The sequence below is a fragment of the Variovorax soli genome (genome assembly GCF_031454625.1).
In the GTDB taxonomy this organism is placed as follows: domain Bacteria; phylum Pseudomonadota; class Gammaproteobacteria; order Burkholderiales; family Burkholderiaceae_C; genus Variovorax; species Variovorax soli_A.
In genome coordinates this window covers 16,828-33,757 of record NZ_JAVDRF010000012.1, presented here as the reverse complement: position 1 = coordinate 33,757, position 16,930 = coordinate 16,828, and the positions used below count along the sequence as shown (strand labels likewise).

Sequence of the window (16,930 nt, the reverse complement as noted above, 5' to 3'; positions counted from 1 at the left end):
TGCTATTCCGCCGAGCCGGCGCGTCCCGGCGGTGAATCGACCCCGGCGCTGCGCGTCGTCGTGATGCTGCGCAGGTCGATGTCCGAGAAATAAGCCAGGCCATGGCCCTGGGTGTTGTCGGCGTCGGCCGAGACCGCGACCGCCACCACATCGGGCAGGGTGTCGCCGGCCTCGTCACCGAAGGCGCGCTTGTAGTCGGCCAGCAGGTTGCGGCGTTCGCTCACGAAGGCCGCCTTGTTGGCCGCGGCACCGGACTCGAGCACCACCATGCGCATGCGCTGGGTAAAGGCGTTGACCAGGGTGCTGCCCTTGGCTTCCTTCTTGTCCCACACGTAGCACAGGGCCTCGCTCGGCACTTGCTCGCCGGTGGTGCGGCGCGCCAGCGCCAGGCGGGTACGTTCGCCCAGGGAAAGGCGCTCGACGGGCAGGTCGAAGAAGACGCAGAGCTTGGCGGCGCCATCGTCGCCGGAACGGGTGCGCAGGTCGGCGTCCTCCACGAAGGTGTCGACGCGCCACCGCCACGCGAGCGTGGTGGAGGGGTTGAGGGGCACGCGGGTGGCGTGCACCAGGTTGCCGTAGGACTGGTCGGCTTCAACCTTGAGCACCTTCTGGGCGCCCTCCTGGACCACCTCGAAGCGGGTCGGCGTCTTGTTGGGCAGGCTGGTGAAGCGCCAGGGCTGGGGCGCCTGGGCGCCGTGGGCGCTGGAGAAAGGCGTGACCACGACCTCGTCGGCATGGACAGCAGGCGCGGCCAGCCAGAGGGCGACGGCGGCGACAGCGGCGGCCGGCATCGCGCCAATCCAGCGGGATGCGGTCGGGATGATCGTGCTGTACTTTGTCGCCATGGTGCCCTCGGAGTCGGAGTTCTTTCTGAGAATGGAGGGAGTGTGAGGCCGGACGTGCCGCGCATAAAGTAGCCAAAAGGAATCGGACTGTCTCCGATTTGCGCACAATGCCCTGGCCTGCTATCGAATTCGCAGCAATGAGTCCAGGCGGGATCAGGCACGCACCGGCAATTTTCAGGCGCAGGGTCGACTCAGCGCATCACCCCATCGAGGTAGTACCAACGGAGGAGACCGCCCTCCCTTTCCTCGCGCACGAAGCGGCTGCGCTCCGCAAGCCGTGTGGCCGTGCCCGAACGGCTGCGCTGGCGCGCCACGAATTCGACTTCGGCGTGATCGGCATCCCGCTCGACATGCCCGCGCACCTCCAGGCCCAGCCATTTCGCGCCGGGCTCGAAGTCGAGATGCTCCGGGCGATGCGAGGGATGCCAGGTGGCCAGCAGGTAGTCCGCCCGCTCGCGCACGAAAGCGGTGTAGCGGGAGCGCATCAGCGTTTCGGCGTCGGGGGCCGGCGTGCGCGCGAAGTCGTCCAGGTAGCGGCCGCAACAGGCGGCATAGGCGAGCACGTCACCACGGCGGTCGCGGCGACCGCAGGGGCAAGGATCGGGCGTGGGTCGGGGCATGAGGCTTCGGCAGGTTGGCGCATTGTGCAACCCATGAATCGCCCGATGGCGCGTTGCTTGCTCGAGTCATAGGCTCCAGCCCGGACGAGGAGAACGCTCATGTACCTGAAGGCTTCGGAACAGTTGGCGCTGCGCGGCATCTTCGCGCTGCTCGCGGAGAACGCGGGCGAGCGCGAGATCCGCGAGCGCGTGGGTTGGGCGCTGCTGGACCTGCTGCGTGCCGACCAGTTCGCCTCCTTCGTGTGGGATGCGGAAAGCGGCACTTTCGGGAAGTGCGTCGCGCTCAACATGGCGCCCAGCAATCTCGACCGCTATGCGCAGTGGCACCAGCACCACGACCCCATCACCTTCGTGCTGCAGTCGCGCCGCCGTGCGACCCGCGTGACGGAGGTCATGCCACAGCGCGCGCTGATGCGAACCGCCTTCTTCAACGACTTCCTGTCGCGCGACGGCCTGCATTGGGGCATGAACCTGCATGCCTTTGAGGGCGAGCGAGCGCTCGGCGATCTGCGGATCTGGCGGCGACGGGGGCGCGGAGACTTCGGCGCGCACGAGAAGGGGCTGCTGGACCTGGTCGAGCCGGCCTTCGTCGGCGCGTTGCAGCGCGCGCAGCAAAAGGCCTCGCCCGTCGCCCCGCGGGAGGCCCCCTGGGTCGGCCTGAGTGCGCGCGAGCAGCAGGTCGCGCAAGCGGTGTGCGAAGGGTTGACCGACAAGGAGATCGCGCGCCGCATCGGCGTCGGCGTACCGACCGTACGGACCTACCTGCGGCGCATCTTCGGCAAGCTGGGCATCGAGCGGCGCTCGGCGCTGGCGGCCTGGGCGCCGGGGCGCTGAGGCTTCGGCGCCTCGGCGCCACCCTGGCGCTTACTTCGGCGGCGGCAATCGACCCAGCACAGCCTCGATAGCCAGCCCCACCGCCAACAGCCGGCGATCGCCGCCGGCCGGCCCGTCGATCTCCAGTCCCACCGGCAGGCCGCTCGTGGCGCCCAGGCCGGCGGGCAGCTGCAGCCCCGGAACGCCCGCGTTGCTGCCGGGATCGGTGTTCTGAATCAGCAAGCCGAAGTTCTCGATGCTGCTGGACTCGGGCGTGGCGGGGAGCGCAACGCGCGGCACGGTGGGGAAGACCAACGCGTCGAGCCGGTGCTTCTTGAAGGTGTCGCGGTAGAGCTTCTGCAGCGCGGGCCGCGCCTTGCGCATCGCGTTGTCGTAGGCCGGCCTGGCATCGACAACGCCCTGGGCGGCCGGCAGCTTGCGCGGCAGCACCAGGCCTTCGAAGGTGCCCTTGACGTCCGGACTGGCGATGGCCGCGGCCACCTGGCGGATATCGACGCCGGCCCCGTACTTCTGCAGGTAGGCGGCGAGGTCGTCATGAATTTCTTAGAGCGCGACGGGGAAGCTGACGGCGCCATTGAGTTCGGCCAGCTGCGGCATCTCGACGTCGACCAGCGTGACGCCCGCGCTGCGCAGCTTGGCCAGCGCCGCCTCGGTGGCCGCGCGGGTGTCCTCGTCGAGGTTGGCGTAGAAGCCCTGCGCGACGCCCAAGCGGACACGCTTGAGATCCGCCGGAACCACCGGCGCGCCGCCCGCGATCACGCGATCGAGGAGCGCGAGGTCCGCCACCGAGAGCGCCATCGGCCCGGCGGTGTCGCGGGTGTGCGAGATCGGCACGATGCCCTGCTGCGAATAGCGGCCCACGGTAGGACGCAGCGCGGCGCAGCCGTTGAAGGCGCAGGGGATGCGCACCGAGCCGCCGGTGTCGGTGCCCAGCGCCGCCGGCGCCATGCGCGCGCCCAGCGCCGCGCCGTTGCCGGACGAGGAGCCGCCGGCCACGCGAGTCGCGTCATAGGCGTTGCGCACGCCCACCTCGGGCCCGGTCTGAAAGGCCGGGTTGTAGCCGCTGACACCGAAGGCCAGTTCGTGCATGTGGGTCTTGCCCAGCACCACGGCGCCGGCCGCGCGCAGCTTGGCGACCACCGGCGCGTCCGCGCGCGCCACGAAGCCCTTGAGCGCAGGCGTGCCGGCGCTGGCCGGCAGGCCCTGGACCTGGATGTTGTCCTTGATCACCACCGGCAGCCCGCCCAGCGGCTTGCAAGGGCCGCCACGGCGGCGCGCCGCATCGGCAGCCCGCGCCGCCTTCAGGGCACCCGCCTCGTCCAGCGTGATGAAGGCATTGAGCTGCGGCTTGGCCTTGGCCTGGGCGAGATAGGCCATCACCAGTTGCTCGCTGGTCAGCGAGCCGGCGCAGAGGCGCTGCGCGGCTTCGCTGGCCGTCAGCGTGGCGATGTCCAGCGGCGCGTCCTGCGCGCACACGGACGAAGCGAAGGCGGCAGCGCACAGCGCGAGCGCCGCGGTGCGGACGGATGGGAAGCCGGGGTCGATGGGCATGGCGGACGCCTCCGTGGAACGAAGGCCCGATGGTGCGCCGCCGCGCCGTGCTTGTCTGTCATCCGTATCGATGACAGCGCTTGCCGGGTCTCAGGCCAGCGCGCGCTGGATCAGCAGCTTCTGGATGTCGGACGTGCCTTCGTAGATCTGGCACACCCGCACGTCGCGGTAGATGCGCTCCAGCGGAAAGTCGTTGACGTAGCCATACCCGCCCAGCGTCTGGATGGCGGCGCTGCAGACACGCTCGGCCATCTCGCTGGCGAAGAGCTTGGCCATGGCCGCTTCCTTCAGGCAGGGCCGCCCGGCGTCGCGCAGGCTGGCCGCATGCCAGATCAGCTGGCGCGCGGCCTCCAGCTGCGTCGCGCAGTCCGCCAGCCTGAAGCCCACGGCCTGCTGCTCGAAGATCGGATTGCCGAAGGCCTGGCGCTCCTTGGCATAGGCCAGCGCCACCTCGAAGGCGCTGCGTGCCATGCCCACGCTCTGCGCGGCGATGCCGATGCGGCCGCCCTCCAGCGCGCCGAGCGCGATCTTGTAGCCCTCGCCTTCCTGGCCGATCAGGTTCTCGGGCGGGATGCGGCAGGCGTCGAAGTTGATCTGCGCGGTGTCGCTGGAGTGCTGGCCCAACTTGTCCTCCAGCCGTGCGACGGTGTAGCCCGGCGCGTCGGTCGGCACGATGAAGGCGCTCATGCCGCGCTTGCCCGCGCCCTTGTCGGTGACGGCGATCACGATCGCGACCTGCCCGTTCTTGCCGCTGGTGATGAACTGCTTGACGCCGTCGATCACCCAGCCGTCGGCATCCTTGCGCGCAGTGGTGCGCAGCGACGAGGCATCGCTGCCGGCCTGCGGCTCGGTCAGGCAGAAGGCGCCCAGCATCTGGCCCTGCGCCAGCGGCTGCAGCCATTGCTTCTTCTGCTGCGCGTTGCCGTAGCGCATGAGGATGGCGTTGACGGGACAGTTGGTGACGCTGATGGCGGTGCTGGTGCCGCCGTCGCCGGCTGCGATCTCCTCCAGCACGAGGGCCAGCGTGAGGTAATCGAGGCCGGCTCCGCCGTCTTCTTCCGGCACGCAGATGCCGTAGGCGCCCAGCGCCGCGAGGCCCGCGTGGGCTTCCCTCGGAAAGAGGTGCTCGCGGTCCCAGCGCGGCGCGTTCGGCCAGAGCTCGGCCTGCGCGAAGGCGCGCACCGCGTCGCGGATGGCTTCCTGGTCGGAGGTCAGCAGCACGGCGACTCCTCGACGGAAGCGGTGGCGAGCAGCGCGGCGAGCGCCTTGCGGTGGAAGGCCGGATGCATGAAGGATGTCTCCGAGAGTGGGGAATGGGTCATTCTAGAAAGCGTTCGCCCTGTCTCGACCCGGCGCGCCGCGGGCCAAGAAATGTCATGGGCTGCCGAAGAAACGGCAAAAAGTGTCAGTCGGTGCGGGATTCCGTCAGGCTGCCAGCAGGGCCGCGGCGGCGCGCGCGATGGCCCTCGCGTTCAGCTGCGCCGAGGTGCGCAGCACGCCCTGCCAGTAGCGCTCGACGGCCGCGAGGCCGCCGGCCTTCTCCTGCTGCTCGAAAGGGATGTGGAGCGACCAATCGGTGAGGCCGAGAAAATGAGCGCGAAAGACCTCGCCATGGAATTCTGCGGTCTCTTCCGCCGTGACGTCGCGGGTGACCAAGGGTCCATGGTCGAACTGCAAGGCCAGCGCGTCGAGGTAGGCGCAGGCCATGGCAAGGCGGATCTGCGTGAGCTCGGCAGCCTTCAGCCCCTGCGCGGTTTCGAGACGCAGGCCGGGCACCGTGCCGGCGTATGCCGAAGCCCCGCCGTCGCCGCCGACATCGCCCGCAGCCCAGCACGCATAGTGAAAGCCACGATCCGCGAGATAGCTGTAGACCGAGGCGACGCGCCCTTGACCGAGCATCAGGCGAACCTTCTTGAACTGGGCCTGCGAAATCGGTGAGGGCATAGACAAGAACTCCAGCATCGGCAAGTTGCGCATCGAAGGACGGCGTCCTTTTTTCGAGGGTCGGACAGCGCCTTCGCACTGCCGCAACTGCAGTATTCGTGCCCACGCCCGTTTCAGACCAGTTCGAGCGCCACGGCCGTGCCCTCGCCGCCGCCGATGCACAGCGTGGCGACGCCGCGCTTCTTGCCCTTTTGCTGGAGCGCATGGATGAGCGTGACCATGATGCGCGCGCCGCTGGCGCCGATCGGGTGGCCCAGTGCGCAGGCGCCGCCATGCACGTTGACCGCCGCATGCGAGACGTCGAGTTCGTGCATCAGCGCCATCGGCACGACGGCGAAGGCCTCGTTGACCTCCCACAGGTCCACGTCCTTGACGCCCCAGCCTGTCTTCTTGAAGAGCTTGGCCACGGCGCCCACCGGCGCGGTCGAGAACCACTCGGGCTGCTGCGCGTGCGTGGCATGGCCGACCAGGCGCGCGATCGGCTTGGCGCCCAGCTTCTTCGCGGTGCTCTCGGTCATCATCACCAGCGCGGCGGCGCCGTCGTTGATGGAAGAGCTGGAAGCGGCGGTGATGGTGCCGCCCTCTTTCTTGAAGGCCGGCTTGAGGGTGGGGATCTTGTCGAGCTTGACCTTGCCCGGGCCTTCGTCGATCTCGACCAGCGTCTCGCCGCCGCGGCCCTTGACCAGCACCGGCGCGATCTCGGCTTTGAAGGCACCCGAGGTGGTGGCGGCCTTGGCGCGCTCCACGGAGGCGATCGCGAACTCGTCCTGCTGCTGGCGCGTGAACTTGTACTTGGCCGCGCAGTCCTCGCCGAAGGTGCCCATGGAGCGGCCGGGCTGGTAGGCGTCTTCCAGGCCGTCGAGCATCATGTGGTCGAAGATGCGGTCGTGGCCCATGCGGTAGCCGCCGCGGCCCTTGAGCATCAGGTAGGGCGCGTTGGTCATGCTCTCCATGCCGCCGGCCACCATCACCTCGTGCGTGCCGGCGAGCAGCAGGTCGTGCGCGAGCATCGCAGCCTTCATGGCCGAGCCGCACATCTTGCTGAGGGTGACGGCGCCTGCGCTGTCCGGCAGGCCGCCCTTGTAGGCCGCCTGGCGTGCCGGGGCCTGGCCCTGGCCGGCCATCAGGCAGTTGCCGAACAGCACCTCGCCGACCGTGTCGGGCGCGATGCCCGCGCGTTCGACGGCCGCCTTGATCGCCACCCCGCCCAGGTCGTGCGCGGCGAGGGATGAGAAGTCGCCCTGGAAGCCGCCCATGGGGGTGCGGGCGGCGCCGACGATGACGATGGATTCGGACATGAAAAGCTCCTTGTGAAGTCGAAAAAAATTCAGAAGTACGGCGCGTGGCCATCATGCTGAAAGCGCTGCGCCTCGTCGTAGGGAAAAACATCGAGCATCTGCCCAGCCAGGATTCGCTCCTTGTGGCTCTGCCAGAAAGCGGCGTCGAGCAGGTCGGCGTGATGGGCCATGAAGGCATCGCGCACCGCCGGGTTGCCGAGCAGGAAGGGGCCGAAGGTCTCGGGGAACACGTCCTTCGGGCCGACCGAGTACCAGACCTCGCCGCTCAACTCGTCCTCCTCGTAGCGCGCGACCGGCACGCGGCGGAAATTGCACTCGGTGAGGTACTCGATCTCGTCGTAGTCGTAGAACACCACCTTCCCCCCGCGCGTGACGCCGAAGTTCTTCCACAGCATGTCGCCGGGGAAGATGTTGGCCGCGACCATGTCCTTGATGGCATTGCCGTATTCGATGACCGCGTGCTCCAGCTGCTTGCTCGCCCGGTGGGCGTGCTCGGGATGCTCGAGCTGGTCGAAGGCCTCCTGCAGGTAGATGTTGAGCGGGATCATCCGGCGCTCGATGTAGACGTGCTTGAGCACCACTTCCATTTCCCCGTTGCCATCGCGGTCGCCGATCTCGAGCTGGCTGGGCGCGAACTGCCTGATCTCCTCGATCAGCTCCGGCTCGAAGCGGTCCATCGGGAAACCGACGTCGCTGTACTCCAGGGTATCGGCCATGCGGCCCACGCGGTCGTGCTGCTTGACCAGCATGTACTTGCTCTTGATCTGCTCGCGGGTGGTGTCCTTCTGAGGCGGGTAGAAATCCTTGATGACCTTGAACACGTAGGGGAAGGAAGGCAGGTCGAACACCAGCATCACCATGCCCTTGATGCCGGGCGCGCTGCGGAAGCGGTCCGTCGAATAGTTCAGGTGGTAGAGGAAGTCGCGGTAGAAGAGCGTCTTGCCCTGCTTGGCCAGGCCGAGGGCGTTGTAAATTTCTGCGCGCGGCTTCCTCGGCATCAGCGAGCGCAGGAACTGCACGAAGGCCGACGGCACCTCCATGTCGACCATGAAGTAGGCCCGCGCGAAGCTGAAGAGCATCTGCAGGTCTTCCTCGCCGAAGAGCGCCGCGTCGATGTAGAACTTGCCGGCGCGGTCGTGCAGGATCGGCAGCGCGAACGGCAGCTCCATGAAGCCGTTGATGATCTTGCCCACCACGTAGGCGCCCTTGTTGCGATAGAACAGCCCCGACAGCACCTGCAGCTGGAAGTTGGCACGCAGCTTGACCTGGTGGAAGCGCCCGAGGATGGCGGCCGCGACGCGCTCGGCATCACGCGCAATGTCGGCGAAACGGCCCTGCAGCGCGTAGTCCTCCAGCAGCTGGCGCACCGTGTCGGCCAGCGTGTGCTGCTGAGGGTAGTAGGCGCGATAGGTGGGCGCGCCGCGCGGCTCGAGGTACTCGGTGCTGATCGCCGGGCGCACGAAGATGAAGTCGTTCTGGAAGTAGGCGCGGTGCAGGATCTTGGTGGTGACCGAATTGAAGAAGGTTTCGGCCAGCTCGGGCTGATGGTGCTCGACCAGCAGGCCGATGAAGTGCAGCTTGACCTGGTGCCAGACGTCCATGGGCTGCTCGCCGGCCTTGAACTCCTTCTCGAGCCGGGCCACGGCCTCGCTCACGCGCAGGTCGTAGAACTCGATGCGCTCGCGCTGCGCCCGCTGCTGCCCGTGCCAGTCGGCGGTCTCGAAGCGGTGCTTGGCGCGTGCCGACTCGGCGCGGAACAGGCGGTAGTGCCGGTCGAAGCCGTCGCGCATCGCCTTGGCGATGTCATAGGCGAGCGGTGAATCGAGGCGCTGCGGGAACATGGCTCGGAATCAGGCCTCGGCTTGTGCCGGATCGGCATCGCTCTGGGGCTCCTCGGCCCGCTTGCTCCATTTGTAGCGGATGCGCTGCACGGCGGCCTTGTACAGCGAATCGATCGGCTTGATCCCGTTGATCGTCATGCCGAGGTCCTGCAGCAGCCCGTCGTGCACGCCGAAGGCCCAGCCATGGATGGACGCGGACTGTCCACGGCTCCAGGCGTCTTCCATCACGGTGCTGACCGCCACATTGACCACCTGCTCCGTCACGTTGAGCTCGCACAAGGCATCGGCACGCAGTTCTTCCGGCAGGGAATTGAGCAGCACGCGATGCCGGTCGCGCACGTCCTGGATGTGGCGGATCCAGTTGTCGGCCAGTCCGATGCGCGCGCCCTCGAGCGCCGCCTTGACGCCCGCGCAACCGTAGTGGCCCACCACCATGATGTGCTGGACCTTGAGCCGCTCGACCGCGAACTGGATCGCCGACAGCGCATTGAGGTCGGAGTGCACCACGATGTTGGCGACGTTGCGGTGCACGAACACCTCGCCGGGCTCCAGCCCAGTGATCTGGTTGGCGGGCACGCGGCTGTCGGAGCAGCCGATCCACATGTACCTCGGTGTCTGCTGCTTCACCAGGCTGGTGAAGAAGCCGGGACGATCACGCTCCATGCGCGCCGCCCAGGTGCGGTTGTGGGCGAACAGATCCTCGAGGTTGCCGGGTTCGTTGTTGTCCATGGTCTTTGCGTGTTGGTTGAAGGGGAATGGGCCTTATCGCGCCTTGGCAGATCTGGCAGCCCGCGCGAGTGCGGCGCGGGCCTGCTTTTCCTGGGTGCGGATTTCGGCGAGGTTGGCTTGCAGTTCTTCCAGCTGCGCCTCGAGCTGAGCGCGGTGGCTGCCGAGCACCCCGAGGAAGCGCTGCAGCTGCGGCGCGGTGTCGCGCGGGCTGTCGTACATGTCGAGGATTTCCTTGGCTTCGTTCAGCTTCAGGCCCAGGCGCTTGGCGCGCAGCGTGAGCGTGAGGCGCGCCCGGTCGCGCGCGGTGTAGACGCGCTGCTGCCCGGCGCGCTGGGGGGCGAGCAGGCCCATGTCCTCGTAGAAGCGGATCGCGCGCGTGGTGAGGTCGAACTCCCTGGCGAGTTCGCCGATGGTGAAGGTCTGCGAGGACATGCGTTCGGTCGGAATATCGCGGGTGACAGCAGTTTCGGGCCCGACTGCCTACAATGATGGGTCTTCCCATGACGTTTACGTTAACGTCAATCCTACATGAACTTGCTCGAACGCGAACTCCACTACCCCTACGGCGACACGCTGCCGGCGCCGGGCCGGACCTTCGAGGTGGCACCGGGCGTGCGCTGGCTTCGCATGGCACTGCCCTTTGCGCTCGACCACATCAACCTCTGGCTGCTGCGCGACAGCATCGACGGCGTGGAGGGCTGGACGGTGGTGGACTGCTGTATCGCGCACGAGGCCTCGCGCGCGCAGTGGGAGCAGATCTTCGCGCAGGAACTCGAGGGGCTGCCGATCCTGCGCGTGATCGTGACGCACATGCACCCCGATCACATCGGCCTGGCCGATTGGCTGTGCCAGCGCTGGAATGCGCCGCTGTGGATCAGCTCGACCGACTACCACGTGGCGCGCGTGCTCACCGGCAGCGGCGACACGCTGGCGGGCGGCGACGCGGCGGCGGACTTCTTCGTGTCGCATGGCCTGGCCGATGCCGGGGCGCTGGCGGTCATCCGCGGCCGCTCCAGCTACTACGCGGACATGGTGCCCTCGGTACCGGCACGCTTCGTGCGCCTGCTCGACGGCGCCACGGTCCGCATCGGCGGGCGCGACTGGCGCTGCATCAGCGGCTACGGCCATGCGCCGGAGCACATCTCGCTGTACTGCGAGGAGATCCAAGCCCTGCTGGGTGGCGACATGATGCTGCCGCGCATCTCCACCAACGTGAGCGTTCATGCGGGCGAGCCCGAGGCCAACCCGCTGCGCTTGTTTCTCGACAGCATCGAACGCTTCAACGCGCTGCCGGCCGACACGCTGGGGCTGCCCTCCCACGGCAAGCCCTTCACCGGCATCCACCAGCGCGTGAAGCAGCTGCAGGACCACCACCGCGACCGCCTGGCCGAACTGCTGGAGGCCTGCACGGCCCGGCCTCTCAGCGGCGCGGAGGGCCTGCCGATCCTGTTCAAGCGCGCGCTCGACGTGCACCAGACCACCTTCGCCCTGGGCGAAACCGTGGCGCACCTGCACCTGCTGTGGTTCGACGGACTGCTGCAGCGGCGCAAGGGAGAGGACGGCGTCTGGCGCTTCGGCGTCCCTTCATGATCGCCGCTCGGCCGCCCGGGGGCGATCGCACCGCAGCCACAGGCGAAGACGAAGGTTCCCCGACCACCCTGCACCAGTTGCGTCGTGGCGAGCTGGCCGGCGCGCGACGGCTGGTCCTGCGCTGCGGTCTCACCGAATTTCCGCGCGAGATCTTCGCGCTGGCCGACACGCTGGAGGCGCTCGACCTCTCGGGCAATGCACTGTCGACGCTGCCCGAGGACCTCGGCAGGCTGCATCGCTTGCGCGTGCTCTTCTGCTCGAACAACCGTTTCACCGAGTTGCCCGCCGCGCTGGGCCGGTGCGGCAGCCTCGACATGGTCGGCTTCAAGGCGAATCGCATTCGCAAGGTGCCGGGAGAGGCGCTGCCCCCCGCCCTGCGCTGGCTGATCCTCACCGACAACGAGATCGAGGCGCTGCCGCCCGCCATCGGTCGCTGCACCCGGCTGCAGAAGTTGATGCTGGCCGGCAATCGCCTTCAGGCCCTGCCGGCCGAGCTCGCGGCCTGCCGCGCGCTGGAGCTGGTGCGCATCTCGGCCAACCGGCTCGAGGCCCTTCCGGACTGGCTGCCGGCCCTGCCACGGCTCGCATGGCTGGCCTTCGCAGGCAACCCTTTCGACGATCGCGCCGAGACGGCCGCGGTGGAGGCCGCGACGATCCCGGCGATCGACTGGCGGCGCCTGTCGCTGCGCGACACCTTGGGCGAAGGCGCGTCCGGCGTGATCCGCCGCGCCGACTGGATGCAGCCGGACGGCCGCGCCCGGCCGGTGGCCGTGAAGCTGTTCAAGGGCGCGGTGACCAGCGATGGCTGGCCGCACAGCGAGATGGCCGCCTGCATCGCCGCCGGCGCGCATCCGAACCTGATCGGCGTCGAAGGCCGCATCCACGACCACCCCGAAGGCACGTCCGGCCTCGTGCTGGCCCTGGTGGACCCGCGCTTCCGCAACCTGGCCGGGCCGCCAAGCCTGGCGTCCTGCAGCCGCGACGTCTATGCCGAGGAGGCCGCCTGGCCGCTGGCGGCCGCGCGGCGGCTGGCGTGCGGCATCGCCTCGGCCGCCGCGCAGCTGCATGCCCACGGCATCCTGCACGGTGACCTCTACGCCCACAACATCCTGTGGGACGGTGAAGGCAACGGCCTGCTGGGCGACTACGGCGCCGCTTCCTTCCTGCCGCTCGACGGGTCCGAGCAGGCCCTGGCGCTGCAACGCGTCGAGGCGCGCGCCTTCGGCCTGCTGCTGGAAGAGCTGCGCTCGCGCTGCCGGCCTGCGGATGATTCGGAGCGCGCCGTGCTGGCGCGATGGGCCGAGCTCCAGGCACGCTGCACCCAGCCTCAAGCCGGCGCGCGGCCCCTGCTGGACGAGATCGCCGCGGCCCTGGCCGCCGACTGAGGCCGCCTGCATGGCCGCCGCGCCGCTCCCCACCCGCGACGGCGTCGGCCCCAGCCGCGTCGCGCTGCCGCCGGGTCCGTGGGGCACCATCGCCGAATTCCTGGTGCAGCGCTTCGCGGCCATCCCGCGCGCCACCTGGGAAGCGCGCATTCGCGCAGGCGAAGTGGTGGACCAGCACGGCGTCCCCGTCACACCGACGCGCCCCTACCAGCCGCGGCTGCACGTTTTCTACTACCGCTCGCTCGACAGCGAGCGACCCGTGCCCTTCGAGGAGACGGTGCTCTTCCGCGACGAGCACCTGCTCGCGGTGGACAAGCCGCATTTCCTGGCCGTGGCGCCGGTGGGCAAGTACGTGCAGCAGAGCCTGCTGGTGCGCCTGCAGCGCAAGTTGGGCCTGGACCAGCTCGCACCGCTGCACCGCATCGACCGGGAGACCGCCGGCGTGGTGCTGTTCTCGGTGCAGCCGGCCACGCGCCATGCCTACCATGCGCTCTTTGCCGAGCGCGCCATTGCCAAGCACTACGAGGCCATCGTCACCTGGCACGGCACGCCGGCCCTGCCCGCCGTGCGCCGCAGCCGCCTGGTGGACGACACGCATTTCATGCGCATGCGCGAGGTGGAAGGCGAGCCCAACAGCGAGACCCGTTTCGAACTGCTGGAAGCCCGCGATGGCTGGGCCCGACTGCGTCTTTCGCCGGTGACCGGCCGGCGCCATCAGCTGCGGGTGCACTGCGCCGCACTGGGCCTGCCGATCCGCGACGACACCCTCTATCCAACGCTGCTGCCCGAGGGTGCCGAAGACTTCGACCGGCCGCTGCAGCTGCTGGCCAAATCGCTGGCCTTTTGCGATCCGCTCGACGGGCGGCCGCGCGCGTTCGAAAGCCCCCGCTCGCTCTTCCTGTGAACGCGTCCCATCGCTCCCGACAAACCCGGTTCGACCAAAGTCTTAGCCCGTTCAATCCGGGCCTGTTCTGATGAATACTCCGATTTCGATGAACGTACTGATGATCGACGACCACGTGATGTTCCTGCAGGGCATGAAGAACCTGCTGAACGTCCTGGTCCCCGAGCTGCGCGTGGAGACCGCCGGCGACATGAGCAATGCGATCAAGCTGGTGGAACTGGCCGAGTACGACCTCGTGCTGCTGGACTGGCACCTGGCCGACTGCAATGGCGAGGAATCGATCCGCCGCCTGCGCGACGCAGGCTGCATGGCGCGCATCGTGGTGCTGTCCGGCGACACCAACGCCACCATGATCCGCAACACCGTCGACCTCGGCGCGGCGGGCTTCATCCCCAAGAAGTACAGCTCGGAAATGATGGTCGCGGCCCTTCAGCAGGTGCTGGCCGGCCGCATCTTCCTGCCGCTGGAAACCCTCAACGCGGCGCCTCCGCCTGCGGTGGAAAACCCCGCGTCGGCGAGCCCCGACCCGCGGCTCGCCGGCCTCACCCCGCGCCAGATGGACGTCTATCGCGCGGCCGCGCGCGGCCTGCCCAACAAGCTGATCGCGCGCCAGCTCGACATCGCCGAATCCACCGTCAAGGCCCACCTCACTGCCGTCTACATGGCCCTGGGCGTGCGCAACAGGACCGAGGCCGCCTACCAGGCCTCGCGCGAGGGCGTGCGCATTGACTGAAGCCGCATCGGCGCCGCTGCCGCTGGCCGGGACCTCGCGCGAAGCGCGCATCGGACGGCGCATCCTGGAGCGCCGTCTGCAGCTGATCCTCGAATATTCGCGGCGCCTGCCGCTCAACTACCTCGGCTACATCCTGGTCGCCTTCATCGTCTGGCGCCAGGGCGTGCAGCTCTGGCCGTGGCTCTGGCTGGCGCTGACCGGCGCCGTCATGGTGTATCGCTGGCGCCTGGGCCTGGCAGTGGAGCGCGTCGAGCCCGAGCTCCAACTGCAGTACCTGCCGCGGCTTCTGCGCGGCTTCGACTTCAACGGCGTGTCGACCGCCAGCATCGTCCCCTTCGCCTTCTACGCGCCCGGGGACTTCGCGCCAATGGCCGTGGCCGCCGTGCTGATGGCCGGCTGCACCATCGGCGCAGCCTCGGTCGCCGGCTCGCAGCGCGCCTTCGTCGGCTTCTGCACCTTGACCTTCTGTTTTCTCGCGGGCGGCTGGGCCTGGCGCGGCAGCGCCGTGGGCTTCATGTTCGCGGCCGGCATCGTGCTCGTGTACTTCATGCTGCTCGCCACCGTGCGGGACCAGGGCCGCATGCTGCACAAGCTCATGAGCGTGCTCGATGACAACGCCCTGCTGTCCGAGGTCGTGCGCCAGGAGCGCGACCGCGCCACTGCCGCCAGCGAGGCCAAGACCCGCTTCTTCGCGGCGGCCAGCCATGACCTGCGCCAGCCGCTGCACGCGCTGTCGATCAACGCGACCACGCTGGACATCCTGGCGCGCCGCTCACCCGATCCGCTGCTCAAGGAGGTGAGCCGCGGCATCGGCAGCGCACTGCGGCAGAGCAGTGGCCTGCTCGACGGCTTGCTGGACATCTCGCGCCTGGACGCCCACACCATCGAAGCCCGGTTTGCGCCGCACGACATCGGCGCGGTGCTGCGCGCCTCGCGCGACGAGTACGCTGCACTGGCGGCGCAGCAGGGGTTGTTCCTCAAGGTGACGGCGCCGGAGACGCCGTTGTGGGGGCTGACGGATGCCGACCAGCTGATCCGCATCGTCGGCAACCTGGTGAACAACGCGATCAAGTTCACCACCCACGGCGGCGTGACGCTGTCGGCCGAAGCCGCCGGCGACGGCCGTGTGCGGGTGCGGGTGAGCGACACCGGCCCCGGCATCCCGGAAAGCGAGCGCGAGCGGGTGTTCGAGGAGTTCTATCAGATCGGCAATCCCTCGCGCGACCGCAGCCAGGGCCTGGGCCTCGGCCTGGCCATCGTGCGGCGCACGGCCGAGCTGCTGAAGATCGAGATCGGCCTGGACAGCGCGACGGGCAGCGGCACCACCTTCACCCTGCACATCGCCCCCGCCGCGCCGATGGGCGAAAGCCCTCCGGAAGTCGCGACCGCTCTGGCGCGCTCCTTCGACGGCACGCGCCTGGCTGTGCTGCTGGTGGACGACGAGGCCGAGGTGCTGTCGGCGATGTGCACCTACCTGCACCAGCTGGGCTGGTCGGTCAAGGGCGTTGCCACCGGCGCCAAGGCGGAGCAGGCCCTGGCCGAGGGCTTCGAGCCCGACGTGATGGTGGTGGACTACCGGCTGCGCGAGGAAACCGGCCTGGACGTGATCGAGCGCGTGCGCTCGCGCCGGCCATTGCTGCCGGCGGTGATCGTGACCGGCGAGACCGCGCCCTCGCGCTTTCGCGAGCTCTCGACCGTGGCGGCGCGCATCCTGCACAAGCCGCTGGACGGCAACAGGCTCGCGCGCACGCTGCAGGAAGTGGTGCTGGCGCTGGACGAGGAGGCGTCGGAGGCCGTGGCGCCTAGGTGACGCGCGCAGGCGTCCATCCGCTCTAAGCTTGTCTTCGACACATCGGAGACAAGTGCATGGATACCACCCGACTCTTCTCGCTCTCGGGCCGCACGGCCCTGATCACCGGCGGCTCGCGCGGCATCGGCCGCATGATCGCCGAAGGCTTCCTGGCGCAGGGCGCGCGCGTCTACATCTCGGCACGCAAGGCCGAGGCCTGCGACCGGACGGCCAGGGAACTCTCTGCCTTCGGCCATTGCGTCTCGCTGCCGGCCGACGTGTCGACAGTCGAAGGCGCCAAGTCCCTCGTCGCGGCCTATGCGAAGCACGAAGACACGCTGGACATCCTGGTCAACAACGCCGGTGCCGCCTGGGGCGCGCCCTACGACGAGTTCCCCGAGAGCGGCTGGGACAAGGTGGTGGACCTCAATCTCAAGACGCCCTTCTTCCTGACGCAGGCGCTGACGCCGATGCTCAAGAAGGCAGCGACCGACCACCTCGCGAAGGTGATCAACATCGCGTCGATCGACGGCATCTCCGTCAATCCGCAGGAAACCTATTCGTATGCGGCGAGCAAGGCTGGCCTGATCCAGCTCACGCGCCGCATGGCGCTGCGGCTGGCCCAGGAGCGCATCGTCGTCAGCGCCATCGCACCGGGCGCCTTCGCCTCCGACATGAACAAGGTCGCGCGCGACCACGGCGACGAGATCAAGGACCGCATCCCGGCCGGCCGCATCGGCGAGCCGGAGGACATGGCGGCAGCGGCCATCTACCTCGCTTCGCGGGCGGGAGACTACGTGCTGGGGTCGACCCTGGTGGTCGATGGGGGCGTGACGCACGCGCGGTAGCGCGGGTGGAAACACGGGA

At 68.7% G+C, this 16,930-nt stretch carries 15 protein-coding genes and 1 pseudogene; 7 read left to right on the top strand and 9 right to left on the bottom strand.

Annotated elements, in window-relative coordinates; genetic code table 11:
* Positions 1-2: 2 nt before the first annotated feature.
* Positions 3-845 (bottom strand): DUF3047 domain-containing protein, encoded by an 843-nt coding sequence (locus J2739_RS22500; protein ID WP_309905794.1) that lies wholly within the window; start codon positions 843-845, stop codon positions 3-5.
* A gap of 191 nt (positions 846-1,036) precedes the next feature.
* Positions 1,037-1,465: a YchJ family protein gene (locus tag J2739_RS22495; protein ID WP_309905792.1), complete on the bottom strand. Its 429-nt coding sequence runs from the start codon at positions 1,463-1,465 to the stop codon at positions 1,037-1,039.
* 99 nt (positions 1,466-1,564) lie between these two features.
* On the opposite strand from J2739_RS22495, the gene J2739_RS22490 reads away from it, so the two are divergent.
* Entirely contained in the window at positions 1,565-2,299 is a 735-nt protein-coding gene (locus tag J2739_RS22490) for a helix-turn-helix transcriptional regulator (RefSeq protein ID WP_309905789.1), read from the top strand.
* A gap of 30 nt (positions 2,300-2,329) precedes the next feature.
* Here the strand turns inward: J2739_RS22490 and iaaH are convergent.
* The 7 genes and pseudogenes from iaaH to J2739_RS22455 form a co-directional block, all read right to left on the bottom strand.
* Positions 2,330-3,850: pseudogene (gene iaaH, locus J2739_RS22485) on the bottom strand (indoleacetamide hydrolase).
* A 90-nt stretch (positions 3,851-3,940) separates the two neighbouring features.
* The gene (locus J2739_RS22480) at positions 3,941-5,071 is read right to left on the bottom strand and encodes an acyl-CoA dehydrogenase family protein (RefSeq protein ID WP_309905787.1); all 1,131 of its coding nucleotides are present in this window, start codon (positions 5,069-5,071) and stop codon (positions 3,941-3,943) included.
* A gap of 204 nt (positions 5,072-5,275) precedes the next feature.
* Positions 5,276-5,794, bottom strand: a complete 519-nt coding sequence (locus tag J2739_RS22475) for a hypothetical protein (protein ID WP_309905785.1) — start codon at positions 5,792-5,794, stop codon at positions 5,276-5,278.
* Between the two features lie 113 nt (positions 5,795-5,907).
* A complete protein-coding gene (locus J2739_RS22470) occupies positions 5,908-7,092 on the bottom strand; it encodes an acetyl-CoA C-acyltransferase (protein ID WP_309905784.1) in 1,185 nt (394 codons plus the stop codon).
* 29 nt (positions 7,093-7,121) lie between these two features.
* The gene (gene aceK / locus J2739_RS22465) at positions 7,122-8,933 is read right to left on the bottom strand and encodes a bifunctional isocitrate dehydrogenase kinase/phosphatase (protein ID WP_309905782.1); all 1,812 of its coding nucleotides are present in this window, start codon (positions 8,931-8,933) and stop codon (positions 7,122-7,124) included.
* Between the two features lie 9 nt (positions 8,934-8,942).
* The gene (gene can / locus J2739_RS22460; protein WP_309905780.1) at positions 8,943-9,662 is read right to left on the bottom strand and encodes a carbonate dehydratase; all 720 of its coding nucleotides are present in this window, start codon (positions 9,660-9,662) and stop codon (positions 8,943-8,945) included.
* A gap of 33 nt (positions 9,663-9,695) precedes the next feature.
* Positions 9,696-10,094 carry a MerR family transcriptional regulator gene (locus J2739_RS22455; RefSeq protein ID WP_309905778.1) on the bottom strand — a complete coding sequence of 133 codons (399 nt, stop codon included), beginning with the start codon at positions 10,092-10,094 and terminating at the stop codon, positions 9,696-9,698.
* Between the two features lie 96 nt (positions 10,095-10,190).
* On the opposite strand from J2739_RS22455, the gene J2739_RS22450 reads away from it, so the two are divergent.
* From J2739_RS22450 to J2739_RS22425, 6 genes are all read left to right on the top strand, one after another.
* Positions 10,191-11,252 (top strand): MBL fold metallo-hydrolase, encoded by a 1,062-nt coding sequence (locus J2739_RS22450; RefSeq protein ID WP_309905776.1) that lies wholly within the window; start codon positions 10,191-10,193, stop codon positions 11,250-11,252.
* Positions 11,249-12,637 (top strand): leucine-rich repeat-containing protein kinase family protein, encoded by a 1,389-nt coding sequence (locus J2739_RS22445; RefSeq protein WP_309905774.1) that lies wholly within the window; start codon positions 11,249-11,251, stop codon positions 12,635-12,637. Before J2739_RS22450 ends, J2739_RS22445 begins: the two co-directional genes overlap by 4 nt.
* A 10-nt stretch (positions 12,638-12,647) precedes the next feature.
* Entirely contained in the window at positions 12,648-13,541 is an 894-nt protein-coding gene (locus J2739_RS22440; protein ID WP_309905772.1) for a pseudouridine synthase, read from the top strand.
* Positions 13,542-13,611: 70 nt separating this feature from the next.
* Positions 13,612-14,274 carry a response regulator gene (locus J2739_RS22435; protein ID WP_309905770.1) on the top strand — a complete coding sequence of 221 codons (663 nt, stop codon included), beginning with the start codon at positions 13,612-13,614 and terminating at the stop codon, positions 14,272-14,274.
* Positions 14,267-16,084: an ATP-binding response regulator gene (locus tag J2739_RS22430; RefSeq protein WP_309905767.1), complete on the top strand. Its 1,818-nt coding sequence runs from the start codon at positions 14,267-14,269 to the stop codon at positions 16,082-16,084. The genes J2739_RS22435 and J2739_RS22430 overlap by 8 nt, the downstream gene beginning before the upstream one ends.
* A 56-nt stretch (positions 16,085-16,140) precedes the next feature.
* Positions 16,141-16,911 carry an SDR family oxidoreductase gene (locus J2739_RS22425; RefSeq protein ID WP_309905765.1) on the top strand — a complete coding sequence of 257 codons (771 nt, stop codon included), beginning with the start codon at positions 16,141-16,143 and terminating at the stop codon, positions 16,909-16,911.
* Positions 16,912-16,930 lie beyond the last annotated feature (19 nt).

Excerpts from the sequence above, each read along its gene's own strand:
- J2739_RS22445 (WP_309905774.1), top strand. The coding sequence starts at position 11,249 with ATGATCGCCGCTCGGCCGCCCGGGGGCGATCGCACCGCAGCCACAGGC.
- can (WP_309905780.1), bottom strand. The coding sequence starts at position 9,662 with ATGGACAACAACGAACCCGGCAACCTCGAGGATCTGTTCGCCCACAAC.
- J2739_RS22495 (WP_309905792.1), bottom strand. The coding sequence starts at position 1,465 with ATGCCCCGACCCACGCCCGATCCTTGCCCCTGCGGTCGCCGCGACCGC.
- J2739_RS22450 (WP_309905776.1), top strand. The coding sequence starts at position 10,191 with ATGAACTTGCTCGAACGCGAACTCCACTACCCCTACGGCGACACGCTG.
- J2739_RS22470 (WP_309905784.1), bottom strand. The coding sequence starts at position 7,092 with ATGTCCGAATCCATCGTCATCGTCGGCGCCGCCCGCACCCCCATGGGC.
- J2739_RS22425 (WP_309905765.1), top strand. The coding sequence starts at position 16,141 with ATGGATACCACCCGACTCTTCTCGCTCTCGGGCCGCACGGCCCTGATC.
- J2739_RS22455 (WP_309905778.1), bottom strand. The coding sequence starts at position 10,094 with ATGTCCTCGCAGACCTTCACCATCGGCGAACTCGCCAGGGAGTTCGAC.
- J2739_RS22440 (WP_309905772.1), top strand. The coding sequence starts at position 12,648 with ATGGCCGCCGCGCCGCTCCCCACCCGCGACGGCGTCGGCCCCAGCCGC.
- J2739_RS22490 (WP_309905789.1), top strand. The coding sequence starts at position 1,565 with ATGTACCTGAAGGCTTCGGAACAGTTGGCGCTGCGCGGCATCTTCGCG.
- J2739_RS22435 (WP_309905770.1), top strand. The coding sequence starts at position 13,612 with ATGAATACTCCGATTTCGATGAACGTACTGATGATCGACGACCACGTG.
- J2739_RS22500 (WP_309905794.1), bottom strand. The coding sequence starts at position 845 with ATGGCGACAAAGTACAGCACGATCATCCCGACCGCATCCCGCTGGATT.
- J2739_RS22475 (WP_309905785.1), bottom strand. The coding sequence starts at position 5,794 with ATGCCCTCACCGATTTCGCAGGCCCAGTTCAAGAAGGTTCGCCTGATG.
- aceK (WP_309905782.1), bottom strand. The coding sequence starts at position 8,933 with ATGTTCCCGCAGCGCCTCGATTCACCGCTCGCCTATGACATCGCCAAG.